This is a genomic window from Providencia sp. PROV205 (assembly GCF_028479505.1).
Classification (GTDB): domain Bacteria; phylum Pseudomonadota; class Gammaproteobacteria; order Enterobacterales; family Enterobacteriaceae; genus Providencia; species Providencia huaxiensis.
The window spans coordinates 45,633-71,684 of the sequence record NZ_JAMPNU010000003.1; the positions used below are offsets into that span (position 1 = coordinate 45,633).

Below are 26,052 nucleotides of genomic sequence, written 5' to 3' on the forward strand. Positions count from 1 at the left end.
TATGAATATTGAACAACGTATCATTGAGAAACTTCGTCACTTAGAAGAGGAAATGAAATTAAAATCTCTTTGGGGGGAACAACCACCTTTGCCAGACGCTTTTAACAGTGTAGAGCCTTTTTGTATAGACACGATGGAGGCGATAGAGTGGTTACAGTGGATTTTGATCCCCCGCCTGCAAATGTTAATTGAGCAAGGGGCTACGCTGCCAACTAATTTTGCGGTTGCTCCTTATTTTGAAGAAGCTTATAAACATGATGAAGAAGAACAATACACGCTAATTATTAATTATTTGCGTGAATTAGATGGATTTTTCTCAACGAAGACCCGTGGGTAATTTATTGATGTTGGAAATTATTTATCACGACGAGTATATGGTCGCAGTGAATAAGCCCGCGGGGATGCTAGTGCATCGCAGTTGGCTAGACAGTAAAGAAACCGTCTTTGTGATGCAAACATTACGGGACCAAATTGGCCAGTATGTTTATCCCATTCATCGTCTCGATAGGCCAACATCAGGTATATTGCTTTTTGCATTATCGAGTGAGGTTGCAAGGCTGTTATCGGCTCAATTTGAAAACCATCAGTTAGAAAAAGTGTATCACGCTGTTGTTCGTGGTTATTTAACCGAAGAGCAAACCATCGATTATCCGCTATTAGAAGAGTTAGATAAAATTGCGGATAAACATGCATCACGTGAGCCTGTTTTGCAGGAGTGTGTTACCCACTGTAAACCGATAGCGACAGTTGAATGTCCCATTGGGATTGGGCGGTATGAAACATCAAGATTTAGTTTAGTTGAATTAAAACCTGAAACTGGCCGTAAACATCAATTGAGAAGGCATATGTCTCACCTTCGTCACCCTATTATTGGTGATAGCAAGCATGGAGACTTACGCCAAAATAGAGGTGTGAATACGCATTTTTCAGTGTCTCGCCTGATGCTACATGCCAGCTTATTAAATTTAAACCACCCAATAACAAAAGAAAATATATCGTTGGTTGCCACATGGGATACACAATGGTTGTCATTAATTGAGCAATTTGGATGGACAGGCAAAGTTGAAAAACTAGGGATAAACGTTATTAACTCATCAAGTTAACGATAAAATAGAGGGAAAGTTATGTCAAAAATAGGCATTTTTGTTGGAACTGTCTACGGTAACTCTTTAGCTGTTGCAGAAACAGCACAAGAAATTTTAGAGCAGCAAGGGCATGAAGTGGTTGTTTTTGATGAGCCCACCTTGAACGATTGGCAACTTTATAATTCAGGTAATGAAATTGCACTTATTGTTACCTCATCGACGGGGCAAGGGGATTTACCGGACACCATCGCTCCGTTATATAGTGAAATCAAAGATGTTGTCGGTTATCAACCTGATTTACGTTATGGCCTAATTGCTTTAGGTGATAGCAGTTATGAAAGTTTTTGTGGGGCTGGTATTCGTTTTGATGAGCTGTTATCTGAACAATCAGCGACCCGTATTGGTGATATTTTATTCATTGATGCAATTGAGGTGGATGTTCCAGAGGAGTTTGCTAAGCCTTGGGTTGAAGCGTGGGCGGGACTGCTCTAAATGTCTGCACCGTAGTATTACCTATATTAATGATAAATATTGGCAGTGCTACGGCGCAGTAAATTAATCATTTCACCTGTAAATTATTTACGGGTCAATTTTTCTAGATCCGCTTCAATTTCTGCGATCTTATTTGAAACCACGTGTTCAAGATGGCGTAAGTCATCAAGAATTTTGTGTTTTAAATCAATATCAGTTTGATCTGTTTGGCAAATTTGGTCTAGTTCTTCGATGGCATAACGCAGGTTAGTGTTAATTTCATTAATTTCTTTGAAATTATTATTACCGTCAGCAATAGTTTTACGCTGGCGTGGATATTTGAATTTTACACTTTTAGCAAAAAACTCACCTTTATCTTTGCGAAAATAAATTTTTAAAATGTCATTATTCGCTTCTTGGCGCAAGGTGTAGCGGTCGATGTCTTGAGGGTTACTGATGCCTAAACTTTTCAAATTATCGTACATGTTAGCTCGCTTTACTGTAGAGACAGAGTCGGTGAACAAAGTGATAGTGTGAGCAGGCCGTAACAATATCGGTCTATTTCTCGTTAATAAGTTATCTATCCCATTCGTTTAGGTGATAGATAGAATGATGTTATTACACAAACAGCATCATTATAATGAAAAATAAAATAATACAGTTTTATTAGAGGTAAACGGCAAAAGCCACGGACATATTATGCGCGATTTGTAGAAATTGACAAACTTCTCTTTGCAATTAATGCGCTAATATTAAAAGGTAACACTGATATGGCCACCCGAGTTGCATACGGGGGTATGCGATTCGGGATAGCTTTGGTTTTTTAACCTAATTACAGTGGCTCACTATAAAGCTTATTATAAAAACCAGTAATAGGTTTGGCATGAAGTTTTAAACGTTTAATTACTCATCAATCGTTCTTAATAATTCATTAATGCCTACTTTACCGCGGGTTTTCTCATCGACTTTCTTGACAATGACGGCGCAATACAGGCTATAACGACCATCTTTTGATGGCAAATTACCTGAAACAACCACGGAACCTGCAGGGACTCGGCCGTAATGAATTTCACCTGTTTCACGGTCATAGATTTTGGTGCTTTGTCCTAAATAAACACCCATTGAAATGACGGAGCCTTCTTCAACAATCACCCCTTCGACCACTTCAGAACGAGCTCCAATAAAGCAATTGTCTTCAATAATCGTTGGGTTGGCTTGTAATGGCTCTAGTACACCACCGATCCCTACGCCACCAGATAAATGCACGTTTTTACCAATCTGGGCACAGGAGCCAACGGTTGCCCATGTATCTACCATTGTACCTTCATCGACGTAAGCACCAATATTGACATATGACGGCATTAATACGCTATTTTTAGCGATATAAGCACCTTTACGAACCGCGGCAGGAGGAACAACTCGGAAACCTTCTTTCTCGAAGCGAGCTTGGTCATAATCTGCGAATTTCATTGGGACTTTATCGAAATAACGGCTTTCTGCACCGTCAATGACTTGGTTATCTTGAATGCGAAATGATAACAAAACTGCTTTTTTCAGCCATTGATGGGTAACCCAAACACCGGCAATTTTTTCAGCGACACGCAATTTTCCGCTGTCGAGTAATGCAATGGTATCTAACACGGCTTGTTTTACCGAACTTGATACGGTATTTGGTGTGATATTAGCTCGTTCTTCGAACGCTTGTTCAATGATCGCTTGTAAATGCTGCATTGATTGTATTTTCCTCTTGAATGATATAAAAGTGAACGTTCACCATGAAAATGTGATGAACGCTATATTTTATCCTTCGATTTTAGGGCTTCTGTCAACCTTTCTGATAACTCTTGTTGCATATTTTTAGTCAACGCTTTGTGTTCCTTATCAGCTAAAACAAAGAAATCTTCCACTTTTTCGCCAATTGTGGTGATGCGTGCGCCATACAGAGAAATTTCCATTTGAGCAAAAATATGACCGATGCGAGCCAATAAACCCGGTTGATCCAAGGCAAATAGCTCCATATAAGTGCGACGTTCGTTAGTGGAATGTAGGAAATTAACTTTTGTTGGCACAGTAAAGTGACGTAACTTTGACGGCAGAGTACGTGGCTTAGGCAGTGAAATTTCAGGTTGCTGAACGGCTAATAACAACATTTTTCGGATATGGTCGTATCTGTCTTTGGATAGAGGGCTACCGTTAGGTTCCAGTACGACGAAGGTATCCATGGCCATATTGTCTTTGTTGGTGAAAATTTGAGCACTGTGAATGCTTAAATTTCTGCGATCCAATTCGCCAGCGACAGCTGCAAATAAATGGGGTTTATCATGGCACCAAATAAAAATTTCTGTTCCGCCATGTTTAGGCTGCGTGCTAATTAACACTAAAGGCTGGCTCAAGTCATGGGCTAGTAAGTGCTTAGCATGCCATGCTAATTGGGATGGGGTATGACGTAAAAAATAATCCGCATGGCAGCGAGACCATAAGCCTTGCAGTTTTTCTTCATCAATTGATGATTGGCGCAGTAATGATAAAGCTTGATAACGGTGATGACGAATGCGTTCGCGTAAGTCAGGGGTACTTTGCATGCCTTGATTTAATTGGTGTTCTGTTGATAAAAATAGCTCACGAATTAAACTTTGTTTCCAGCTATTCCACAGCGTGCTATTTGTGGCACAAATGTCCGCAACCGTTAAACACATCAAGTAGTTAAGCCGTGAAACGGTTTTAACTTCTCCTGCAAATTGCTTGATAATATCAGGGTCTTGAATGTCACGTCGTTGAGCTGTCACTGACATTAATAAGTGATTTTTTACCAACCAGGAAGCTAATTCAGCTTCTTTGACAGAAAAATCATGCAGTAAGGCGAAATCATAAACAAACTCAGAGCCGAGATCAGAGTGATCCCCTGAGCGGCCTTTAGCAATATCGTGGAAAATCGCAGCTAATCGTAAAAGTTCGGGTTGTAATAATTTGGGGTAAACACTGACACACAGTGGATGGTCACGACGATTTTCTTCTAATGTAAAGCTATCAATTTTTTGCAGCACGCGAATAGTGTGTTCATCAACGGTATATGCATGAAATAGGTCGAATTGCATTTGCCCGACGATATTGCCCCATAGCGGTGTGTAGGCACTTAATACACTATGAAGGTGCATGGGAACAAAAGCCCCTTTGATTGCTCTGGGGTGGCGTAGAATTTTGATAAACAGTTTTCGGGCTTCAGGGATTTCACATAATGGCACCGAAAGGTTACGCCGTGCATAACGAAGTTGACGCAATGTGGTGGAATAGATCCCTGTAATATTTGGATATCTAGCCATTTGATAAAACATTTTTAAAATAGCAGCTGGCTGCTTAATAAATAACTCTTCATCAATGACATCAATCAATGACCCGCGTAATTGGAATAATGAATCAATAGGGCGAGGTTTTTCGTTAGGATTAAGTGTCAAAATGGCCTCATCAAATAGCTGTAATAGCATTTGATTGAGTTCCCTCACTCGACGAGTGACGCGATAGAAATCTTTCATCATCCGTTCAACGGGTTGGTTCTTTTCGCCTTCATAACCTAGTAACCGAGCTACGCTAAATTGGCGGTCAAATAGCAGGCGATTATCATGGCGTTTCACCACTAAATGGAGTGCAAAGCGAATTTTCCATAAAAACATTAAGCACTCTTTGAGTTCTTGGCGCTCTTCTTCAGTGAGAAAGCCAAAACCCACCATTTCATCGACGGTGGTTGCACCAAAATGGCGCCGACCGACCCACAGTAAGGTATGGATATCTCGCAATCCTCCAGGGCTACTTTTAATATCGGGCTCTAAATTGTAGCTGGTACTATGGTAGCGTTGATGACGTTCTTGCTGTTCTTCAATTTTTGCAGCAAAAAAGAGGGCAGAGGGCCAAAAGTCATCGCTAAAAATGGTTTTTTGTAATTGTAAAAACAGGGTGACATCACCACAAATTAACCGTGATTCAATGAGGTTAGTTGCGGTGGTTAGGTCGGCATTTCCAGCTTCAATACATTCAGCAAGCGAACGGACACTGTGGCCGATATCAAACCGTAAATCCCACAATAGCGTGATAAATTGCCCAATTTCGCTGGCGACGCGTTCTGGAAGGGGGTTTTTACTTAAAACTAAAATATCGATGTCAGAAAGTGGATGAAGTTCATGGCGACCATAACCCCCAACGGCGATCAATGACATATCGGGTTGCTTATCAAATTTAAAAGATTGCCATAATCTTGTCAGCAATGCGTCAAGGTAATCACTACGTAAGTGAATAAGGTCGGCAACATTTTTACCTTGGTTGAAAGCCTCTTCCAACCACTGATCGAAATCATCGACATGTTGTCTTAATGAATTCAACTCAAGGTCATGAGTACTAAATTGATTCGGAGATAGGTAGGAAGCTGAATTTACAGTCATCTTTATCTTTCCGTATTGATAGCAATAGGGGAATAGCTACCAGCTTACGGTTTTTTGATAAAAATGAACAGAGGTAGAGCCTTCGATTAAGAAGGCTCTAAGGAGAAGATTATTCGTTGACTAATACGGCAGAGATAAATGGTTCTTCTTCTTTACGTAGAGTGAGGATTTCACAGCCGTTATCCGTTACGACTAATGTGTGCTCATATTGTGCTGACCAACCGCGGTCTTTGGTTTTAACTGTCCAGCCATCTTTCATGGTACGAATGCGGTGATCACCTGTGTTGACCATTGGCTCAATGGTAAAAGTCATCCCTTTTTGCAGGACTACGCCACTGTCATCAGCGTCATAGTGCAGAACTTGTGGCTCTTCATGGAAACCTTGTCCAATGCCGTGGCCGCAATATTCACGTACAACCGAGAAATCTTGTTTTTCGACAAATTCTTGAATAGCTTTGCCCAGAGTACGTAAGCGAATACCCGGTTTAACCATACGGATTGCTAGATACAAGCTGTCTAAAGTGACTTGGCAAAGGCGTTCACCTTGAATCGTCGGTTTACCTACGATAAACATTTTGGAGGTATCGCCATGGAAACCCTCTTTAATGACGGTGACATCAATATTGACAATATCGCCATCTTTTAAAATCTTATCGTCGCTAGGAATGCCGTGGCAGATAACATCATTGACAGAAATACAAACAGATTTAGGAAAACCGTGGTAATCCAAGCATGCAGGGATAGCTTTCTGCACATCAACAATGTGTTGATGACATAGGCGGTCTAATTCACCTGTACTAACACCCGGCACAACGTGCGGTGCAATCATTTCTAATACTTCAGCTGCTAAGCGACCAGCAACGCGCATTTTCTGAATATCTTCTTCAGTTTTGATAATAATAGCCATGAGTCCAGTCCATTCATGCCATTAGTGCTTAATGACATGCTAAATAAGAGGGTTTGAAAATGGAGGTTGAATACCATTTTTTACATCGATAAGACGTATGGTAACAGCCACCGCATTTTCTGCCAACTAGCTAACGATAGATTCGAAAGTTGAAGTTGTTTGTAGGATAGGTGATGAGAGGGGATTGGCTTGTTCATTTTGAGCCTTGCGTAGCACAAAATGCAAATAACTAACCGCAAGAGAGATATAAGAAGTATGTGAAACAATAAAAACCATTCTTTAAATAGGGCTTTTTTATCTAATCAAAAAGCGTCTATAATTATAAAGTGCGATTGCTCCGATTAAATCAACTTCACTGCCATTTTTGTGAGCGAAAAAAACAACAAAAGTTGGCTTCTAAGTTGGTTTTATGGTATAAAGCGCGCCGGCAATCCATATTATTTCTTATCACCATCATCGAAATGTCATTTTATGGCATCAATATGAAGTGGCTAATGAGAAGTTTGGATGTGCGAAACTTAAAACTCAATTGTGTAATAACACACACAAATCGACACGTGCACCGGGGTGCTCTTATGCGTTTAAACGCAGCTTTGGAGTCGGTAGCATGGGATTTGTGGAGGCATAACCCCAATTACTTAAATACAGAGGTATTAAATGGCAACTGTTTCCATGCGCGATATGTTACAAGCAGGCGTACACTTTGGTCACCAGACTCGTTACTGGAACCCAAAAATGAAACCTTTCATTTTCGGTGCGCGTAACAAAGTTCATATCATCAACCTGGAAAAAACTGTTCCAATGTTCAACGAAGCTCTGGCTGAGTTGACTAAAATTGCTTCTCGTAAAGGCAAGATTCTGTTTGTCGGTACTAAACGTGCTGCAAGCGAAGCCGTTCAAGAAGCTGCTAACAGCTGTGATCAGTATTTCGTTAACCACCGTTGGTTAGGCGGAATGTTGACTAACTGGAAAACCGTTCGTCAGTCAATCAAACGTCTGAAAGATTTAGAAGTTCAATCACAAGACGGTACTTTCGACAAACTGACTAAGAAAGAAGCGCTGATGCGTACTCGTGAACTTGGTAAGTTAGAAAACAGCTTAGGCGGTATCAAAGATATGGGCGGTTTACCTGACGCTCTGTTCGTTATCGATGCAGACCACGAACACATCGCTATTAAAGAAGCAAACAACTTGGGTATCCCAGTATTTGCTATTGTTGATACTAACTCTGATCCAGACGGTATCGACTTCATTATCCCTGGTAACGATGATGCAATCCGTGCAATCAAATTGTATCTGGGCGCTGTAGCAAGCACCGTTCGTGAAGGTCGTTCACAAGATCTGGCTGTTCAAGCAGAAGAAAGCTTAGTAGAAGCTGAATAATAAGGTTTAAACCCTTATTTAGGTATTGCTATACAGGTACTGCTATATGTTAGAAGGGGCCTGATTTAGGCCCCTTTTATATATGAATCAGAACTATCCACGTGGGGAAAATTCCCACGGGGAATATCGAGGAATAAATCACATGTCTGGAATTACCGCTGCATTGGTAAAAGAACTGCGCGAACGTACTGGCGCAGGTATGATGGAATGTAAAAAAGCACTTGTTGAAGCTAATGGCGACATCGAATTAGCGATTGATAACATGCGTAAATCAGGTCAAGCAAAAGCGGCTAAAAAAGCAGGTCGCGTTGCAGCTGAAGGTGTTATCCTGACTGAAGTTTTCAACGGTGGTAAAACAGGTGCTCTGGTTGAGCTGAACTGCGAAACTGACTTCGTCGCTAAAGACGCAGGTTTCTTAGCATTCGGTAAAGAAGTTTTAGCTTCTGTTGTTGCTGACAAAAATGCAGACATCGATGCACTGAAAGCAAAATTCGAAGAAGCTCGTACAACATTAGTTGCGAAAATTGGTGAAAACATCAATATTCGTCGCGTTGCTATTCTGGAAGGCGCACAAGTAGGTAGCTACCTGCACGGTGCTCGTATTGGTGTTTTAGTTGCGGCTGAAGGCGCTGACGAAGAATTACTGAAACACATTGCTATGCACATCGCTGCAAGCAAACCTGAATATGTGACTCCAGATGATGTTCCTGCTGATGTTGTTGCTCACGAGCATCAAATCCAGTTAGACATCGCTATGCAATCTGGTAAACCACGCGAAATCGCAGAAAAAATGGTTATCGGTCGCATGAACAAATTCACTGGCGAAATCTCTCTGACTGGCCAGCCTTTCGTAATGGACCCAAGCAAATCTGTTGGTGACTTACTGAAAGAGAAAGGTGCTACTGTTTCTGGTTTCCTTCGTTTCGAAGTAGGTGAAGGTATCGAGAAAGTTGAAACTGACTTTGCAGCAGAAGTTGCTGCAATGAGCAAGTAATCAACTAAGGGCCGCCAATTGGCGGCTCTGTTTTATATACGTCTATTTAAAAATTTAGGTATGTAGAAAACTGTGATTCTACGTATGTTACCCCAATAAATATCTGTTAGGACAGAACACCATGGCAACCAATGCAAAACCCGTTTATCAGCGTATTCTGCTTAAATTAAGTGGCGAAGCCTTACAAGGCGCAGAAGGTTTTGGTATCGATGCTAGCGTTTTAGATCGTATGGCTCAGGAAATCAAAGAACTCATAGAACTGGGTATACAGGTCGGTGTGGTTATTGGCGGTGGTAACCTGTTTCGTGGTGCTGGTTTGGCACAAGCTGGAATGAACCGTGTTGTCGGAGACCACATGGGGATGCTAGCAACTGTGATGAACGGACTCGCGATGCGTGATGCATTACATCGCGCCTATGTGAATGCAAGACTGATGTCTGCAATTCCACTTAACGGTGTCTGTGATAACTATAGCTGGGCAGAGGCCATTAGCTTGTTACGTCACGGCCGTGTTGTTATTTTTTCTGCAGGAACAGGCAATCCATTCTTTACAACAGACTCCGCTGCATGCTTACGTGGCATTGAAATTGAAGCGGATGTTGTGTTGAAGGCGACAAAAGTTGATGGTGTGTATTCAGCAGACCCGGCTAAAGACCCTGATGCAGTCCTTTATGAAAATCTGAGTTACCAAGAAGTTTTAGAACGTGAACTCAAAGTGATGGACTTAGCTGCGTTCACATTAGCACGTGACCATAACTTACCGATCCGCGTATTCAATATGAATAAACCGGGCGCTTTACGACGCGTGGTTATGGGTGAAAATGAAGGAACTCTGATTTCTCACAATTAATACTCAGAGACATGACCTGAGTTTAAATGTATTATCTAGCATATAAATTCAGACTATTTAAGCGAGGTCGCATCGCGGCCTTTAATAACCAGTTCTTAAGGGTTGAAAACGTGATTAATGAAATCCAAAAAGATGCTCAAGACCGTATGGAAAAGAGCCTTGAAGCATTCAAAAACCAAATTAGTAAAGTTCGTACAGGCCGTGCATCGCCAAGCCTGTTAGATGGTATTACTGTTGAATATTACGGTTCAGCAACACCTCTGCGCCAATTAGCAAACGTCACTGTTGAAGATTCACGCACATTAGCGATTTCTGTATTTGACCGCAGTATGTCACCTGCGATTGAAAAAGCGATTATGGCGTCTGACTTAGGTCTGAACCCATCATCTGCGGGTACCGTGATCCGTGTTCCACTTCCTCCATTAACGGAAGAGCGTCGTAAAGACTTAATTAAAGTGGTTCGTGGTGAAGCAGAACAAGGCCGTATTGCTGTTCGTAACGTTCGCCGTGATGCTAACGACAAAGTAAAAGCTTTACTGAAAGATAAAGAAATCAGTGAAGATGATGAGCGCCGTTCACAGGATGATATCCAAAAGCTGACTGATAACTTCATCAAAAAAGTTGATGAGTCATTAGCGCAAAAAGAAGCGGAGCTGATGGAGTTTTAATCCATCATGATAATAAAGCCACCAAAGCAAACAACTGTAAAAGTGTGCGCTAGCGTGGCTTTATTATTTTCATATCTATTAATAAATCCTTTCCAATCATTAAGCTGATATAATCTCAGTATTGAATTAATACAGAGCAACCAATCACTATGAAACGTCTGACAATCCTGGGTTCTACAGGTTCAATTGGTACCAATACACTTTCTGTTGTTCGCCAAAATCCCGAAAAATTTCAAATTACCGCTTTAGTGGCAGGAAAGAATGTCACTGAAATGGCGAAACAGTGCCTTGAGTTTAATCCGAAATATGTCTCAATGGCGGATGAATCATCAGCAAAAGCGTTAAAAGCTATTTTGACCGAGAACAATTGCAAAACTGAGGTTTTGTCAGGAAAACAAGCTGCGATTGACCTTGCTGGTCTTGATGATGCAGACCAAGTGATGTCAGCAATTACCGGGGTTGCCGGTTTACTTCCTACTCTAGCGGCAATACGCAAAGGTAAAAGAATATTATTAGCGAATAAAGAGTCTTTAATTACCAGTGGCCGTTTATTCTTTAATGAGATTCGCAAGCACAATGCAACTGTGTTTCCTATTGATAGTGAGCATAATGCTATCTTCCAAAGTTTACCTGAAATTATTCAATTAAATTTAGGTTTCTCTGATTTGTCTGCCTCGGGTATTTCGAGCATCGTATTAACAGGTTCAGGTGGCCCATTTAGAGATACACCGTTATCGCATTTTGATAATGTGACCCCTGATGAAGCGTGTAACCACCCAAATTGGTCGATGGGACGAAAAATATCAGTAGATTCTGCGACAATGATGAACAAAGGTCTAGAATATATTGAGGCTTGCTACTTTTTTAATGCGAGTGCTGAGCAAATGGAAGTGATTATCCATCCTCAATCTGTTATTCATTCCATGGTTCGGTATAAAGATGGTAGCGTGATAGCACAGTTGGGCACGCCAGATATGCGTACACCAATTTCATACAGTATGGCTTATCCCCAGCGTATCATGTCTGGTGCGAAACCGCTTGATTTTGCAACTCTTTCATCATTAACGTTTGTTCAGCCTGACTATCAACGTTATCCTTGCTTGAAGCTCGCAATCGATGCCTGTCATCAAGGGCAAGCCGCTACAACTGCACTTAATGGTGCGAATGAAATGACCGTTGCTGCTTTTCTTGAAGGTAAAATACGCTTTACGGATATAGCAAAAATTAACCACAATGTATTAGAAAACCAAGTTTTTTCTGAACCAGTTTCGATTGAAGAGGTCTTAGAAATCGACGGATGGGCGCGCAAAAATGCAGAAAAAATAATCGCTCAGACAATTTAAAGCTGGTATGTGTTTTATTTAGTTGCTGTCAGCCATAATAACTCTTTAATATGTGACGTGTTAAAAAAAAGAAAAATAACATAGTACCTCTTAGAGATTTAAGGATGTGTCTTATCAGCAAACTCAATAATAGTAGTTATTATTGGTCTGTTTACTCAAAGTGGTACTCACAAGGATTAATATTTAATGAACTCTAGTGGTGAAAATCTCTCTGATTCAATGATACCTAAGCATGTTGCTATCATTATGGATGGTAATGGCCGATGGGCTAAACAAAGAGGGAAGCTCAGAATTACAGGTCATAAGGCAGGCGTTGAATCTGTCCGTAATTCTGTGCGCTTTGCGGTAAAAAATAAAATTAGTTCTCTGACATTGTATGCATTTAGTAGTGAAAACTGGAGAAGGCCAGAGAAAGAAGTCAGTTCTCTAATGGAACTCTTTGTTTTTGCTCTTGATAATGAAGTTAAAAACTTACATAAAAACAATGTGAAACTGAAAATTATTGGTGATGTTAGTCGTTTTAGTGAACGTCTCAGAAAAAGAATTGATAAGGCGGAAGCATTAACGCAAAACAATACTGGATTAAAACTGAATATTGCAGCGAACTATGGTGGCCGCTGGGATATTAGTAACAGTGTAAAACAAGTATTTGCAAAGGTTCAAAGTGGTGAGCTTTCTATTGATGACATCAATGAAGAAAGTATCGACAACCATATTTGTATGCATGACCAAGAGAATGTTGATTTAGTCATAAGAACGGGGGGGGAGCACCGTATTAGCAACTTCCTATTATGGCAAGTCGCCTATGCGGAATTTTATTTCACCAACGTTTTGTGGCCAGATTTTGATGAAATGGTGTTTCAAAGTGCAGTTGATGCTTTTAGTCAGCGTGAGCGCCGTTATGGTGGAGCTGAATCAGATGATGAACTGGGCAAAGAATAGGGGAAAGATGTGCTGAAATATCGTTTGCTTACTGCGATAGTCTTAATACCGATTGTTATTGCAGCGCTGTTTTTACTTTCTCCAGCGAATTTTGGGGTTGTCGTGATTGCGGTTTGTGCTTTAGGCGCTTGGGAATGGGCGCAATTTGTCGGCTGGCACTCACAAGCTAAGCGTATAGGCTTAGCGGTTGTATTTGCAGCTATATTACTTGCAATGCAATTTTCTATTTCCGACATAAATCAGTTTTCCACTGAACCGATGATCCTATATGGCCTATGGGCAGGCCTTATTTGGTGGGGAATTGCCATTATTTTAGTGGTTACCTATCCCGCATCTGCTGCTTGGGGTAACTCCGTCATTATTCGATTGTTATTTGGCGTATTAACGATTATCCCGTTTTATTGTGGAATGATGGTTTTAAGAACCGTTGGTTATCAAAGTGATACATTCTTCGGTGCGTGGTGGTTATTGTATGTCATGTTGCTGGTCTGGGGCGCGGATTCAGGTGCTTATGCATTTGGTCGTACTATTGGGCGCAACAAAATGGCACCTAAGGTATCACCCGGTAAAACATGGGAAGGTTTAGTTGGAGGCCTTATAACTGCTGGGGTTATTTCATGGTTATTTAGTGCCTTTGCGCCAATTCCAGTGATGCCTGATTATTTGCTAGTGACTTCAATTATTGTTGTTGTAGTATCTGTGTTTGGTGATTTAACCGAAAGTATGTTTAAGCGCCAATCAGGTATTAAAGATAGTAGCCACTTAATTCCAGGGCATGGCGGTATTTTGGATCGTATTGATAGCCTGACAGCCGCGATTCCTGTTTTTGCTGGGCTAAATTTGTTAATTTTTAACGGTTTTGGTCTTTAGGAAGATACATGGGATTTATTTGGAGTTTAGTTGCATTTATTATCGCGATAGGCGTGTTAATTACAGTACATGAGTTCGGCCACTACTGGGTTGCTCGTCGCTGTGGTGTCTATGTTGAACGCTTCTCTATTGGGTTTGGCAAAACGTTATGGCGCAAAGTCGATAAACATGGCACTGAATTTGTTTTAGCGATGATCCCGCTAGGGGGTTATGTCAAAATGCTTGACGAGCGAGTGGGGAGCGTTTCTCCTGAGCGTCGTCATCAAGCGTTTAATAATAAAACAGTAGGTCAACGAGCGGCCATTATTAGTGCGGGGCCAATTGCGAACTTTTTATTAGCAATTGTTGTCTATTGGATAGTCTTTATGATTGGTATTCCTTCTGTGAAACCTATCATTGAAGACGTAAAACCAGGTTCTATTGCGGCAACTGCAAATTTTGAACCAAAAATGGAACTAAAATCCATTGATGGTATCGAAACTCCTGACTGGAATTCAGTTCGCTTAGCATTGGTCGGCAAAATAGGCGACCGCGAGCTGACAGCTCAAGTACTACCAAATGGTTATAATGAACCGATTACAAAAACAGTTGATTTAACGACTTGGCAGCTTGATCCTGAGAAACAAGATCCAATTTTGTCGGTAGGTATAATGCCCGTTTCTGCAAGAATTGACCCTGTTATCCAAAAAGTGACGCAAGGGTTAGCTGGTGAACGAGCAGGCTTACAGAAAGGCGACAGAATAGTCAGTGTTAACGGGGAAGTATTAGGCCTTTGGAACCCTGTAACGCGCATTATTCGTAATAACCCAGGCGTTCCGTTAAAACTTGAAGTACAACGGTCGCAACAATTGATTTCACTCACGCTGACCCCTGATAGCCAAAATGGGCAGCGTGGAGAGAAAATTGGGTTTGCAGGTGTAGAACTTTCAGTGTTACCGTTAGCAGATGAATATAAAATGGTGCAACAATATGGGCCATTTTCTGCGTTTTACCAAGCCAGTGATAAGACGTGGCAGTTAATGAAGTTGACGGTCAATATGATGGGTAAACTGGTTGTTGGGGATGTCAAACTCAATAACTTGAGCGGTCCGATATCTATCGCTAAAGGCGCGGGGGTATCCGCCGAATCAGGCTTGGTATATTATTTGATGTTTATTGCGCTTATTAGCGTCAATTTAGGTATCATCAATCTGTTTCCATTGCCTGTTTTAGATGGGGGGCACTTGCTCTTCTTATTAATTGAAAAAATTAAAGGAAGTCCGGTGTCTGAGCGAGTACAAGACTTTAGTTTTCGGATAGGTGCAATGGCATTGATTCTGTTAATGGGACTTGCACTTTTTAATGATTTCTCTCGCTTCTAATTTTTGTAAGCTGGGGACCAGTAAGGAATACGCATAACAACGATGGCGATGAAAAAGTTGCTCATAGCGTCGCTGCTTTTCGGCAGCGCCACTGCATACGGTTCAGACGGATTCGTAGTTAAAGACATTCGTTTCGAAGGTCTACAACGCGTCGCCGTTGGTGCAGCATTATTGAACATGCCAGTTAGGGTTGGCGATTCAGTTGATAACGATGATATCAGCCGTTCGATCCGTTCCCTATTTTCAACCGGTAACTTCGAAGATGTTAGGGTCCTGCGTGATGGAAACACGCTGATCGTTCAAGTTAAAGAGCGGCCAACGATTGCAAGTATCACCTTTACAGGTAATAAGTCTGTTAAAGATGATATGCTCAAGCAGAACTTGGAAGCTTCGAATATCCGCGTTGGTGAGGCACTTGACCGCACGACAATTGCGAATATCGAAAAAGGTTTAGAAGACTTTTACTATAGCGTTGGTAAATATAATGCAACAGTAAAAGCTGTTGTAACACCTTTGCCGCGTAACCGTGTGGATTTAAAATTTGTTTTCTCTGAAGGTGTTTCAGCTCAAATTCAGCAAATTAATATTGTGGGTAATAAAAATTACACTACAGCAGAATTAGTTAATAAGCTGCAATTGCGTGATGATGTACCTTGGTGGAACCTTGCTGCAGACCAAAAATATCAGAAGCAAAAACTGGCGGGTGATTTAGAAACGCTGCGCAGTTTTTATCTTGATCGTGGATATGCACGTTTTAATATTGACTCCACGCAAGTCAGTCTGACCCCAGATAAAAAAGGCATTTATATTACGATTAACATCACAGAAGGCGACCAGTATAAAATATCTGGCGTCGAGGTTAATGGTAATACTGCGGAACACTTAGCCGAGATCCAAGAGCTTATCACTATCACACCGGGAGAGTTATATAACGGTGCTCAAGTGACGAGCATGGAAAACAAAATCAAAGATATGTTTGGCCGTTATGGTTATGCGTATCCTCGAGTCATGACACAGCCTGAAATCAACGATGCAGATAAAACAGTTAAATTGCATTTAAATATTGATGCAGGTAACCGTTTCTATGTACGTGAAATTCGTTTCCAAGGTAATGACACCAGTAAAGATACCGTTTTACGCCGTGAAATGCGTCAAATGGAAGGTGCATGGCTCGGAAATGACCTTGTTGAGCTAGGTAAAGAACGTTTGAATCGTACTGGTTACTTTGAAACGGTTGATGTTGAAACTCAACGTGTTCCTGGTAGCCCTGACCAAGTTGATGTTATCTACAAGGTTAAAGAGCGTAATACAGGTTCAATGAACTTCGGTATCGGTTTTGGTACTGAAAGTGGTGTAAGTTTCCAAGTTGGGGTTACACAAGATAACTGGCTGGGCACTGGTAATGCGGTTGGTATTAACGCAAGTAAAAATGACTACTCAACTAACGTTGAATTCTCATTTACTGACCCGTATTTCACGGTTAATGGTGTGAGCTTAGGCGGTCGTATTTTCTATAACGACTTTAGTGCGAAAGATGCTGACTTGTCAGGCTATAACAACAAAACGTATGGCCTAGACAGTTTCTTAAGCTTCCCATTCAATGAAAATAACTCTTTCCGTGTCGGTGCGGGTTATGTTCATAACCGACTTTCAGATATGCGTGCTCAAGCTGCTATGTGGGATTACCTTGATTCTATGGGTAAAAATCCACCAGTTACAGAAAATGGACGCAATAAAGAAAGCTTTGATGCGGATGACTTTACGCTCAACTTAGGTTGGACTTATAACTCGTTAAATCGTGGTTTCTTCCCGACATCGGGTAATAAAACAAACGTATCGGCTAAAGTGACAATACCTGGCTCTGATAACGAATACTATAAACTGCGCTTTGATACAGCACAGTATTACCCACTGGATGAAGACGAAAGTTGGGTCGTTCTGGGGCGTGCACAAGCAGGTTATGGCGACGGTATTGGTAGCAAGCAAATGCCATTCTATGAAAACTTCTATGCGGGTGGTTCAAGCACCATTCGTGGTTTCCGTTCGAATAATATCGGTCCAAAAGCGGTTTACCTGAAGAAAGTTAATGGAAAAGATGGTCCAGAGCCTGGAAGCCCATCAAGTGATGCGGTCGGTGGTAATGCGATGTACGCAGCATCATTTGAATTAATCACTCCGACTCCATTTATTGATGAAAAATATTCGAACTCAGTTCGTACATCTTTGTTCGTTGATGCGGGTACGGTATGGGACACTAATTGGAATAGTATTCCAGCAGCTTGGCGTGCAGGTATGCCTGACTATGGTAAGGCATCTAACATTCGAGCTTCTGCGGGTGTGGCTTTACAATGGATGTCCCCACTTGGACCACTGGTCTTCTCCTATGCGCAGCCAATTAAAGACTACGAAGGGGATAAATCAGAACAGTTCCAATTTAATATTGGTAGAACGTGGTAATCTACTACAGTTTCTACTTATGATGGCTCCCATGATTTCATGGGAGCAACCAAAATTTCCAGCCATACGTATGGGTTAAGGAGTTTAGTGTGAAAAAATTGTTGTGTGCAGCGGGTGTGAGTATTGCTTTAGCAATGTCTGCGGGTGCTTATGCTGAGAAAATCGCTATCGTCAATGTTGGTGAAATTTTCCAAAATATGCCTGCGCGTGAAGCCGTTGCTAAACAGCTTGAAAGTGAATTCAAAAGTCGTGCTACTGAGTTACAAAATCTAGAAAAAGATTTGCAAACTCGTGTTGAAAAATTGCGCCGTGATGGTGCAACAATGAAACAAAGTGAGCGCGAAAAGCTTGAATCTGAACTCATGACTAAACGTGATCAATTTGCTGAAAAAGCTCAAAAATTTGAAGAAGACAACCGTCGTCGTCAAGGTGAAGAGCGTACTAAAATTTTAACTCGTATTCAGAACTCTATTAAGTCTGTTGCAGCTAAAGAAGGCTATGATGTCGTTATCGATGCAAATGCAGTTGCTTATGCAAAAGATAGCGTTGACATTACAAGTCAGGTTCAAAAACAGGTTAAATAATAGATGTCTTCAATTCGATTGGCTGACCTTGCTCAGCAGTTGAATGCGCAATTACACGGTGATGGTGATATTACCATCACCGGTATTGCTCCAATGCATTCAGCGAATAATCAACAGATTACTTTTCTATCTGATAGCCGTTATAGCGATAAATTGGCTGATTGCCAAGCTGCAGCGGTGGTTCTCACAGCAAAAGATCTCGAAGCCTGCAAAGTCGCAGCACTGGTTGTTGATAACCCGTATCTGGCTTATGCGAAAATGGCTCAAATTATGGATACAACGCCAAGTCCGGCTGAAGATATCCATGCATCAGCGGTCATTGCTGATGATGCAAAACTTGGTAAGAATGTCGCAATTGGCGCAAATGCGGTTATCGAAAGTGGTGTTGAGCTTGGCGATAATGTGGTGATTGGCGCAGGTTGTTTTGTGGGCAAAAATACGCGTATTGGTACAGGAACCCGTTTGTGGGCGAATGTCAGCGTATACCACAATGTTGAGATTGGCGAACACTGTTTGGTTCAATCTGGCACAGTAATTGGCTCTGATGGTTTCGGCTATGCGAATGATCGTGGTAATTGGATCAAAATTCCTCAATTAGGCACGGTGATCATCGGCGATCGTGTTGAGATCGGTGCGAGCACGACCATTGACCGCGGTGCTTTAGATAACACAGTGATTGGTAATGGGGTTATTATCGATAACCAGTGCCAAATTGCACATAATGTCATAATTGGTGATAATACCGCGGTTGCTGGTGGTGTTATCATGGCGGGTAGTTTAAAAATCGGCCGCTACTGTATGATTGGTGGTGCTAGTGTCATCAACGGCCATATGGAAATTTGCGATAAGGTCACAGTAACAGGAATGGGGATGGTCATGAGACCTATCACTGAACCGGGAGTGTATTCTTCGGGGATCCCTTTACAGCCTAATAAATCTTGGCGTAAAACAGCTGCTTTAGTCTTAAATATCAATGAGATGAATAAGCGCCTGAAACATGTCGAGCGTGAATTAGATAGCCAAAATCAAAAAAATCAGTAATCATTTTGTAATTCAGGCTAAAATAGTTATCTGAGTTACGTTTTCCGGCCTGCCAGTTAACCTAATCTAAGGTTAAAGCAGGCCGATTCATTAATTAAACCGTATTAATAGACAGGAAGAGTATTTCGATGAGTGATAATCATACTCTGAATATAGAAGAAATCTTAGAACTGCTTCCACACCGTTACCCATTCCTTTTGGTTGACCGTGTATTAGATTTTGAAAAAGGCAAATCATTGCGTGCAGTGAAAAATGTGTCATTTAACGAGCCATTTTTCCAAGGGCACTTCCCAAGCAAACCCATTTTTCCTGGCGTATTAATTTTAGAAGCCATGGCACAAGCAACTGGGATCCTTGCGTTTAAAAGCGTTGGGAAATTAGAGCCTGGTGAGTTGTACTATTTTGCAGCGATAGACAATGCGCGTTTTAAACGTCCAGTTCTGCCTGGGGACCAAATGGTCTTAGAAGTTGAATTTATCAAAGAACGTCGCGGAGTTGCACGTTTTAAAGGTGTTGCTAAAGTTGATGGAGAAGTGGCCTGCGAAGCAGAAATGATGTGCGCCCGTCGCCGTGAGGTCTGATATGATTGATAATACAGCCTATATTCATCCATCTTCTATCGTAGAAGATGGAGCTATCATCGGTGCCAATGTTCAAATTGGCCCTTTTTGCTATATTGGCGCGAATGTCGAAATTGGCGAAGGTACTGAGTTGAAATCTCATGTTGTCGTTAATGGTCATACAAAAATAGGCCGTGACAATGTGATTTTCCAGTTCGCTTCCATCGGTGAAATTAACCAAGATCTTAAATACCAAGGTGAACCAACGCGAGTTGAAATCGGGGATAGAAACCGTATTCGCGAAAGCGTCACTATTCACCGTGGTACCGTTCAAGATGTTGGCCTGACAAAAGTGGGCAACGACAATTTACTGATGGTGAATGTGCACATTGCCCATGATTGTATCATTGGAAACCGTTGTATTATTGCAAATAACGGTACGCTAGGTGGTCATGTAACATTGGGTGATTATGCCATTATTGGTGGTATGACCGCAGTTCACCAATTTTGTAAAATTGGTGCTCATGTCATGGTTGGTGGTTGTTCTGGTGTTGCACAAGACGTGCCGCCTTATGTCATTGCACAAGGTAACCACGCGACACCATTTGGTTTAAATCTTGAAGGTTTAAAACGCCGTGGTTTTGAAAAAGAATCACTACATGCTATCCGTAATGCATACAAGGTGTTGTATCGTTCAGGCAAATCGTTAGAAGAAGCCCGTGAAGAGATCGCAGAAATGGCAAAAGCCAATGAACACGTTAAAGTGTTTAGTGATTTCTTAGAGGATTCAGCGCAGTCTAAACGTGGTATTATTCGTTAATCTAGCATTAATGAATCGAGGCCTTTAATAAGGAGCGAATTTCGGTGAATAATAGCCGCCCACTTACTATTGGCCTTGTTGCCGGAGAAACATCTGGCGATATTCTCGGTGCAGGGCTTATCCGTGCACTTAAAGAACAAATACCGGATGCTCGCTTTGTTGGTGTCGCTGGCCCTTTAATGCAAGCCGAGGGTTGCGAAGCTTGGTATGAAATGGAAGAGCTTGCTGTCATGGGCATTGTTGAAGTCCTTGGCCGCCTGCCTAGGTTATTATCCATCCGTAAGGATTTAACCCAGCGTTTTACCGAACTGCAACCCGATGTTTTTGTTGGAATTGATGCCCCTGATTTTAATATTACCTTAGAAGGTCGTTTAAAATCGAAAGGTATCAAAACTATTCATTACGTTAGCCCATCAGTTTGGGCGTGGCGCCAAAAGCGGGTATTTAAAATTGGTCGTTCAACGAATTTAGTATTAGCTTTCTTACCTTTTGAAAAAGCATTTTACGATCGTTTTAATGTTCCTTGCCGTTTTATCGGGCACACAATGGCCGATGCCATTCCATTACACCCTGATAAACAAGCCGCTCGACATCGGCTGAATATTCCTGAGCATGTCAAATGTTTAGCTTTACTGCCGGGAAGTCGTCATTCAGAAGTCGAAATGCTAAGCGCAGATTTTCTCAATACAGCGAAAATATTACAGCGTAATATCCCAGATTTACATATTGTGGTGCCGCTGGTGAATGAAAAACGCCGCCAGCAGTTTGATGAGATAAAACAAAATACTACGCCTGAACTGCAAATTCATATTTTAGATGGACAAGCTCGTGATGCAATGATTGCAGCTGATGCGACTTTATTAGCGTCAGGAACGGCAGCACTTGAATGTATGCTAACAAAGTGCCCAATGGTAGTGGGGTATCGTATGAAACCTTTCACCTTCTGGTTAGCAAAACGGTTAGTGAAAACGCCATATGTTTCTTTGCCTAATTTGTTAGCAGGAAAAGAGATTGTCAAAGAGTTACTACAAGAGGAATGCCAGCCTGATAAACTCGCACAGCAGTTGCTTCCACTCCTAGAGGGTGGCGAGCGGGTTGAAAACCTGAAAGAAACTTTTTTACAATTACATCAGCTTATTTGTTGTGATGCAGATAAACAAGCGGCTGAAGCAGTATTAGAGATGGTCAAAAATTAATGGAATTTATTTATCCAAAAGCAAATTTAATTGCTGGTGTTGATGAAGTGGGTCGAGGCCCCTTAGTTGGAGCTGTAGTAACGGCAGCTGTGATCCTTGATCCCAATAAGCCAATTATAGGGCTGGCAGACTCAAAAAAACTCACCGAAAAAAAACGTGAGAAATTATTTGATGAAATTCAGGAAAAAGCGCTGTGTTGGTGCATTGGCCGCGCAGAGCCAGAAGAAATTGATAATATAAATATATTACACGCAACCATGTTAGCGATGCAGCGCGCTGTTGCGGGTTTATCCATTGTTCCTGAGTATGTTCTCATTGATGGCAACCGTTGCCCTGAGTTACCAATGCCTTCACAGGCAGTAATTAAAGGCGACAGTCTAGTACAAGAAATTAGCGCAGCATCCATTTTAGCTAAAGTGATTAGAGATAGGGAAATGGTCGAGTTAGACAAAGCTTTCCCTGAGTATGGCTTTGCGAAGCATAAAGGCTACCCAACGGCTTATCATTTAGAAAAATTGGCGCAGCATGGCGCAACTGAATTCCATCGTAAAAGCTTTGCTCCTGTGAGAAAAGCTTTAGACAGCAATAAGTAGGTATTAGGTCGATGGCATCACCTCGTTTTATTCATTTACGCGTCCACAGTGACTATTCCATGATTGATGGGCTAGCCAAAACGGGGCCACTGGTTAAAAAAGTGGCTTCGATGGGCATGCCTGCATTTGCGATCACCGATTTTACTAACCTTTGTGGGTTAGTCCGGTTTTATGGTGCAGCGCATGGGGCGGGGATCAAGCCAATTATTGGTGCTGATTTTTATGTGGAAAGTGAATTATTAGGTGATGAAATATCTCACTTAACTGTTTTGGCACGTAATAATGAAGGTTATCAAAACCTTACCCTACTGATTTCTGAAGCATATCAAAAAGGTTATGGTGCAGTTGGGCCAACCATAAAGCGTGAATGGTTAGCCAAGCATAAAGACGGCTTGATTTTACTGTCCGGTGGCCGTAAAGGGGATGTCGGGCAATTTCTATTAAGGGGAAATCAAGCCTTAGTGGATGAGTGCCTTGAATTCTATGAAACCCATTTTCCAGATAGCTACTATTTAGAATTGGTTAGAACAGGGCGGCCTGATGAAGAAAGTTATCTACATGCGGCTGTCGAGTTAGCGACTAAAAAAGGCCTACCTGTCGTTGCAACGAATGATGTTTGTTTCATTGAAAGTAGTGATTTTGACGCTCATGAAATACGTGTTGCTATTCATGATGGTTTTACATTAGCCGATCCCAAAAGGCCTAAAAATTATAGCCCTCAGCAATATTTACGTTCCGAAGAAGAGATGTGTGAGCTGTTTGCTGACATCCCTGAAGCGCTAGAAAACAGTGTAGAAATTGCTAAGCGTTGTAATGTGACGATCCGTTTAGGTGAATACTTCTTACCTCAATTCCCGACAGGGGATATGAAAACAGAAGACTTTTTAGTTATGCGCTCTAAAGAAGGGCTCGAAGAGCGTTTAGAATTTCTGTTTCCTGATGAAAAAGTCAGGGCAGAAAAACGTCCTGAGTACGATGAACGTTTAGAAATCGAACTCAACGTAATCAACCAAATGGGTTTCCCCGGCTACTTCTTGATCGTTATGGAGTTTATCCAATGGTCGAAGGATAATGGCGTACCCGTTGGGCCAGGACGAGGCTCCGGGGCGGGTTCCCTTGTTGCTTATGCATTAAAAATTACCGACCTTGACCCGCTGGAATTTGATTTACTATTTGAGCGTTTCTTGAACCCTGAGCGTGTTTCCATGCCTGACTTTGACGTCGATTTCTGCATGGAAAAACGAGACCAAGTGATTGATCACGTGGCTCAAATGTATGGCCGTGAGGCAGTTTCTCAAATCATTACCTTTGGTACGATGGCGGCAAAAGCGGTGATCCGAGATGTTGGTCGTGTACTCGGGCACCCATATGGTTTTGTGGATAGAATTTCGAAATTAGTGCCGCCAGATCCCGGTATGACACTGGAAAAAGCGTTCGAAGCAGAACCTCAGCTCCCTGAAATTTATGAGGCTGATGAAGAGGTTAAAGCGCTTATCGATATGGCGCGTAAACTCGAAGGTGTCACACGAAATGCCGGTAAACATGCGGGTGGTGTGGTTATCGCGCCAACTAAAATTACGGACTTTGCCCCACTGTATTGCGATGCGGAAGGCAATAACCCCGTCACACAATTCGATAAAAACGATGTTGAGTATGCAGGGTTAGTTAAGTTTGACTTCCTCGGCTTACGGACGTTGACGATTATTAACTGGGCGTTGGAAATGATCAACGCGCGTCGCGCTAAGAAAAACTTAGAGCCGATTGATATTGCTGCTATTCCGCTACACGATCAAAAAAGTTTTGATATGCTGCAGCGCTCAGAAACCACAGCAGTATTCCAGTTAGAATCACGAGGAATGAAGGACTTAATTAAGCGATTACGTCCTGACTGCTTCGAGGATATGATCGCACTGGTAGCATTGTTCCGTCCAGGGCCACTGCAGTCAGGCATGGTAGATAACTTTATTGACCGTAAGCATGGTCGTGAAGAAATATCGTACCCAGATGTACAATGGCAACATGAATCATTAAAACCTGTTCTAGAGCCCACATATGGCATTATTTTATACCAAGAACAGGTTATGCAGATTGCTCAGGTTTTAGCCGGATACACGCTTGGCGGTGCAGATATGCTGCGTCGTGCGATGGGGAAAAAGAAACCTGAAGAGATGGCCAAACAACGGTCTGTTTTTGAAGAGGGATCAATCAAAAACGGGGTTGATGGCGAGCTATCGATGAAAATCTTTGACTTGGTAGAGAAATTTGCCGGTTATGGGTTTAACAAATCTCACTCAGCAGCATATGCATTAGTTTCATACCAAACACTGTGGCTCAAAGCCCACTATCCCGCTGAATTTATGGCTGCAGTCATGACCGCAGATATGGATAACACCGAAAAAGTGGTCGGTTTAGTTGATGAATGTTGGCGAATGGGCTTAAAAGTATTGCCGCCAGATATCAATAGTGGGCTTTATCACTTCCATGTGAATGATGAAGGTGAGATAGTTTACGGTATCGGTGCAATCAAAGGGGTCGGTGAAGGTCCGATTGAAGCGATTGTTGAAGCGCGTCAACAAGGCGGCATATTTAAAGAGATTTTTGACCTCTGTGCACGAGTTGATATTAAAAAAATTAACCGTCGTGTGATGGAAAAGCTTATCATGGCAGGGGCATTTGACCGATTAGGCCCTCACCGTGCAGCATTGATGTCTTCCCTTGAAGATGCGTTAAAAGCGGCTGATCAACACGCTAAAGCAGAGGCAATAGGCCAAGCAGATATGTTTGGTGTCTTAGCTGAAGCACCCGAACAAGTTGAAAGTTCATATGCAAGCGTACCTAAATGGCCAGAGCAGGTGGTATTGGATGGTGAACGCGAGACGCTTGGTTTATATTTAACAGGGCATCCAATAACGCGATACTTGAGCGAAATAGAGCGTTATACTAACGGGCTTAGATTAAAAGATGTGAACCCCACCCCTCGTGGTCAAGTGACAACTGTGGTAGGTTTAGTACTTTCAGCTAAAGTGATTACAACCAAGCGTGGAAATAGAATTGGTATTTGTACGCTTGATGATCGTTCCGGTCGTCTGGATATTATGTTATTTTCAGATGCGCTCGATAAATACCAACATATGTTGGAAAAAGACAATATCCTGATAGCCACCGGTCAGGTCAGCTTTGATGATTTCAATGGTGGTAATAAAATGACAGTGCGTGAGTTAATGGATATTAGTGAAGCAAGGGAAAAATATGCTCGAGGACTTGCAATTTCACTGTCAGATAAACAAATTAACGATCAATTGCTGAACCGGCTTCGTAGCACTCTTGAACCTCATCGTTCAGGAACGATCCCGGTTCATCTGTATTACCAGAAGGATGATGCCAGAGCCAAGCTTAAATTTGGTGTTGTTTGGCGTGTGACGCCAGTGGATCCCCTTCTGAACGATCTTCGAACTCTGCTGGGTAGTGAGCAGGTAGAATTAGAATTTGACTAAAAT

At 41.9% G+C, this 26,052-nt stretch carries 23 protein-coding genes; 19 read left to right on the forward strand and 4 right to left on the reverse strand.

Going from position 1 to position 26,052, the window contains the following annotated elements; all coding sequences use genetic code 11:
* Window position 1 precedes the first annotated feature (1 nt).
* From PR800_RS03590 to PR800_RS03600, 3 genes are read left to right on the forward strand one after another with little or no spacing between them, the layout of a single operon-like run.
* Entirely contained in the window at window positions 2–337 is a 336-nt protein-coding gene (locus PR800_RS03590; RefSeq protein WP_102139942.1) for a YqcC family protein, read from the forward strand.
* 7 nt (window positions 338–344) lie between these two features.
* Complete coding sequence (truC, locus tag PR800_RS03595; RefSeq protein WP_272530227.1) at window positions 345–1,103, forward strand: tRNA pseudouridine(65) synthase TruC; 759 nt, start codon at window positions 345–347, stop codon at window positions 1,101–1,103.
* A gap of 21 nt (window positions 1,104–1,124) precedes the next feature.
* A complete protein-coding gene (locus tag PR800_RS03600) occupies window positions 1,125–1,577 on the forward strand; it encodes a flavodoxin (RefSeq protein WP_102139941.1) in 453 nt (150 codons plus the stop codon).
* A gap of 83 nt (window positions 1,578–1,660) precedes the next feature.
* On the opposite strand, the gene PR800_RS03605 is transcribed toward PR800_RS03600, so the two are convergent.
* The 4 genes from PR800_RS03605 to map all read right to left on the reverse strand — a co-directional run bounded on the left by PR800_RS03605 (window position 1,661) and on the right by map (window position 6,893).
* Window positions 1,661–2,041 (reverse strand): DUF3461 family protein, encoded by a 381-nt coding sequence (locus tag PR800_RS03605; RefSeq protein WP_004908747.1) that lies wholly within the window; start codon window positions 2,039–2,041, stop codon window positions 1,661–1,663.
* Between the two features lie 418 nt (window positions 2,042–2,459).
* Complete coding sequence (dapD, locus tag PR800_RS03610) at window positions 2,460–3,287, reverse strand: 2,3,4,5-tetrahydropyridine-2,6-dicarboxylate N-succinyltransferase (RefSeq protein ID WP_102139940.1); 828 nt, start codon at window positions 3,285–3,287, stop codon at window positions 2,460–2,462.
* Between the two features lie 62 nt (window positions 3,288–3,349).
* Window positions 3,350–5,986, reverse strand: a complete 2,637-nt coding sequence (glnD, locus tag PR800_RS03615; protein WP_239978406.1) for a bifunctional uridylyltransferase/uridylyl-removing protein GlnD — start codon at window positions 5,984–5,986, stop codon at window positions 3,350–3,352.
* Between the two features lie 109 nt (window positions 5,987–6,095).
* The gene (gene map, locus PR800_RS03620; protein WP_166264459.1) at window positions 6,096–6,893 is read right to left on the reverse strand and encodes a type I methionyl aminopeptidase; all 798 of its coding nucleotides are present in this window, start codon (window positions 6,891–6,893) and stop codon (window positions 6,096–6,098) included.
* Between the two features lie 657 nt (window positions 6,894–7,550).
* Between map and rpsB the strand changes: the two genes are divergently transcribed.
* The 16 genes from rpsB to dnaE all read left to right on the forward strand — a co-directional run bounded on the left by rpsB (window position 7,551) and on the right by dnaE (window position 26,049).
* The gene (gene rpsB, locus PR800_RS03625; RefSeq protein WP_102139937.1) at window positions 7,551–8,276 is read left to right on the forward strand and encodes a 30S ribosomal protein S2; all 726 of its coding nucleotides are present in this window, start codon (window positions 7,551–7,553) and stop codon (window positions 8,274–8,276) included.
* 142 nt (window positions 8,277–8,418) lie between these two features.
* A complete protein-coding gene (tsf, locus tag PR800_RS03630) occupies window positions 8,419–9,270 on the forward strand; it encodes a translation elongation factor Ts (protein ID WP_004908761.1) in 852 nt (283 codons plus the stop codon).
* A gap of 121 nt (window positions 9,271–9,391) precedes the next feature.
* Window positions 9,392–10,120, forward strand: a complete 729-nt coding sequence (gene pyrH, locus PR800_RS03635; RefSeq protein ID WP_004257499.1) for a UMP kinase — start codon at window positions 9,392–9,394, stop codon at window positions 10,118–10,120.
* Between the two features lie 110 nt (window positions 10,121–10,230).
* Window positions 10,231–10,788, forward strand: coding sequence for a ribosome recycling factor (gene frr / locus PR800_RS03640; RefSeq protein WP_102139936.1), 558 nt, complete (start codon window positions 10,231–10,233; stop codon window positions 10,786–10,788).
* 149 nt (window positions 10,789–10,937) lie between these two features.
* Window positions 10,938–12,131, forward strand: a complete 1,194-nt coding sequence (ispC, locus tag PR800_RS03645; RefSeq protein ID WP_102139935.1) for a 1-deoxy-D-xylulose-5-phosphate reductoisomerase — start codon at window positions 10,938–10,940, stop codon at window positions 12,129–12,131.
* Window positions 12,132–12,317: 186 nt separating this feature from the next.
* Window positions 12,318–13,073: a polyprenyl diphosphate synthase gene (uppS, locus tag PR800_RS03650; RefSeq protein ID WP_102139934.1), complete on the forward strand. Its 756-nt coding sequence runs from the start codon at window positions 12,318–12,320 to the stop codon at window positions 13,071–13,073.
* 9 nt (window positions 13,074–13,082) lie between these two features.
* Window positions 13,083–13,943 carry a phosphatidate cytidylyltransferase gene (cdsA, locus tag PR800_RS03655; protein ID WP_272530231.1) on the forward strand — a complete coding sequence of 287 codons (861 nt, stop codon included), beginning with the start codon at window positions 13,083–13,085 and terminating at the stop codon, window positions 13,941–13,943.
* Between the two features lie 8 nt (window positions 13,944–13,951).
* Window positions 13,952–15,304: a sigma E protease regulator RseP gene (gene rseP, locus PR800_RS03660; RefSeq protein WP_102139932.1), complete on the forward strand. Its 1,353-nt coding sequence runs from the start codon at window positions 13,952–13,954 to the stop codon at window positions 15,302–15,304.
* Window positions 15,305–15,346: 42 nt separating this feature from the next.
* A complete protein-coding gene (gene bamA, locus PR800_RS03665; protein ID WP_102139931.1) occupies window positions 15,347–17,761 on the forward strand; it encodes an outer membrane protein assembly factor BamA in 2,415 nt (804 codons plus the stop codon).
* A gap of 89 nt (window positions 17,762–17,850) precedes the next feature.
* Window positions 17,851–18,345: a molecular chaperone Skp gene (gene skp, locus PR800_RS03670; RefSeq protein WP_004908780.1), complete on the forward strand. Its 495-nt coding sequence runs from the start codon at window positions 17,851–17,853 to the stop codon at window positions 18,343–18,345.
* 3 nt (window positions 18,346–18,348) lie between these two features.
* Window positions 18,349–19,386, forward strand: a complete 1,038-nt coding sequence (gene lpxD / locus PR800_RS03675) for a UDP-3-O-(3-hydroxymyristoyl)glucosamine N-acyltransferase (protein WP_102139930.1) — start codon at window positions 18,349–18,351, stop codon at window positions 19,384–19,386.
* A 128-nt stretch (window positions 19,387–19,514) separates the two neighbouring features.
* Window positions 19,515–19,967, forward strand: coding sequence for a 3-hydroxyacyl-ACP dehydratase FabZ (gene fabZ, locus PR800_RS03680; RefSeq protein WP_004257450.1), 453 nt, complete (start codon window positions 19,515–19,517; stop codon window positions 19,965–19,967).
* A gap of 1 nt (window position 19,968) precedes the next feature.
* The gene (lpxA, locus tag PR800_RS03685) at window positions 19,969–20,766 is read left to right on the forward strand and encodes an acyl-ACP--UDP-N-acetylglucosamine O-acyltransferase (protein ID WP_102139929.1); all 798 of its coding nucleotides are present in this window, start codon (window positions 19,969–19,971) and stop codon (window positions 20,764–20,766) included.
* A gap of 44 nt (window positions 20,767–20,810) precedes the next feature.
* Entirely contained in the window at window positions 20,811–21,962 is a 1,152-nt protein-coding gene (lpxB, locus tag PR800_RS03690) for a lipid-A-disaccharide synthase (protein WP_210848162.1), read from the forward strand.
* Complete coding sequence (rnhB, locus tag PR800_RS03695) at window positions 21,962–22,555, forward strand: ribonuclease HII (RefSeq protein ID WP_102139927.1); 594 nt, start codon at window positions 21,962–21,964, stop codon at window positions 22,553–22,555. Before lpxB ends, rnhB begins: the two co-directional genes overlap by 1 nt.
* An 11-nt stretch (window positions 22,556–22,566) precedes the next feature.
* The gene (dnaE, locus tag PR800_RS03700; RefSeq protein WP_272530234.1) at window positions 22,567–26,049 is read left to right on the forward strand and encodes a DNA polymerase III subunit alpha; all 3,483 of its coding nucleotides are present in this window, start codon (window positions 22,567–22,569) and stop codon (window positions 26,047–26,049) included.
* The last annotated feature ends 3 nt before the right edge of the window (window positions 26,050–26,052 follow it).

What these genes read in the sequence shown, in the direction of transcription:
- tsf (WP_004908761.1), top strand. Translation starts at nt 8,419, where the DNA reads ATGTCTGGAATTACCGCTGCATTGGTAAAAGAACTGCGCGAACGTACT.
- PR800_RS03605 (WP_004908747.1), bottom strand. Translation starts at nt 2,041, where the DNA reads ATGTACGATAATTTGAAAAGTTTAGGCATCAGTAACCCTCAAGACATC.
- truC (WP_272530227.1), top strand. Translation starts at nt 345, where the DNA reads ATGTTGGAAATTATTTATCACGACGAGTATATGGTCGCAGTGAATAAG.
- rnhB (WP_102139927.1), top strand. Translation starts at nt 21,962, where the DNA reads ATGGAATTTATTTATCCAAAAGCAAATTTAATTGCTGGTGTTGATGAA.
- rseP (WP_102139932.1), top strand. Translation starts at nt 13,952, where the DNA reads ATGGGATTTATTTGGAGTTTAGTTGCATTTATTATCGCGATAGGCGTG.
- map (WP_166264459.1), bottom strand. Translation starts at nt 6,893, where the DNA reads ATGGCTATTATTATCAAAACTGAAGAAGATATTCAGAAAATGCGCGTT.
- ispC (WP_102139935.1), top strand. Translation starts at nt 10,938, where the DNA reads ATGAAACGTCTGACAATCCTGGGTTCTACAGGTTCAATTGGTACCAAT.
- glnD (WP_239978406.1), bottom strand. Translation starts at nt 5,986, where the DNA reads ATGACTGTAAATTCAGCTTCCTACCTATCTCCGAATCAATTTAGTACT.
- bamA (WP_102139931.1), top strand. Translation starts at nt 15,347, where the DNA reads ATGGCGATGAAAAAGTTGCTCATAGCGTCGCTGCTTTTCGGCAGCGCC.
- pyrH (WP_004257499.1), top strand. Translation starts at nt 9,392, where the DNA reads ATGGCAACCAATGCAAAACCCGTTTATCAGCGTATTCTGCTTAAATTA.
- PR800_RS03590 (WP_102139942.1), top strand. Translation starts at nt 2, where the DNA reads ATGAATATTGAACAACGTATCATTGAGAAACTTCGTCACTTAGAAGAG.
- rpsB (WP_102139937.1), top strand. Translation starts at nt 7,551, where the DNA reads ATGGCAACTGTTTCCATGCGCGATATGTTACAAGCAGGCGTACACTTT.
- lpxD (WP_102139930.1), top strand. Translation starts at nt 18,349, where the DNA reads ATGTCTTCAATTCGATTGGCTGACCTTGCTCAGCAGTTGAATGCGCAA.
- PR800_RS03600 (WP_102139941.1), top strand. Translation starts at nt 1,125, where the DNA reads ATGTCAAAAATAGGCATTTTTGTTGGAACTGTCTACGGTAACTCTTTA.
- fabZ (WP_004257450.1), top strand. Translation starts at nt 19,515, where the DNA reads ATGAGTGATAATCATACTCTGAATATAGAAGAAATCTTAGAACTGCTT.
- dnaE (WP_272530234.1), top strand. Translation starts at nt 22,567, where the DNA reads ATGGCATCACCTCGTTTTATTCATTTACGCGTCCACAGTGACTATTCC.
- dapD (WP_102139940.1), bottom strand. Translation starts at nt 3,287, where the DNA reads ATGCAGCATTTACAAGCGATCATTGAACAAGCGTTCGAAGAACGAGCT.
- lpxA (WP_102139929.1), top strand. Translation starts at nt 19,969, where the DNA reads ATGATTGATAATACAGCCTATATTCATCCATCTTCTATCGTAGAAGAT.
- uppS (WP_102139934.1), top strand. Translation starts at nt 12,318, where the DNA reads ATGAACTCTAGTGGTGAAAATCTCTCTGATTCAATGATACCTAAGCAT.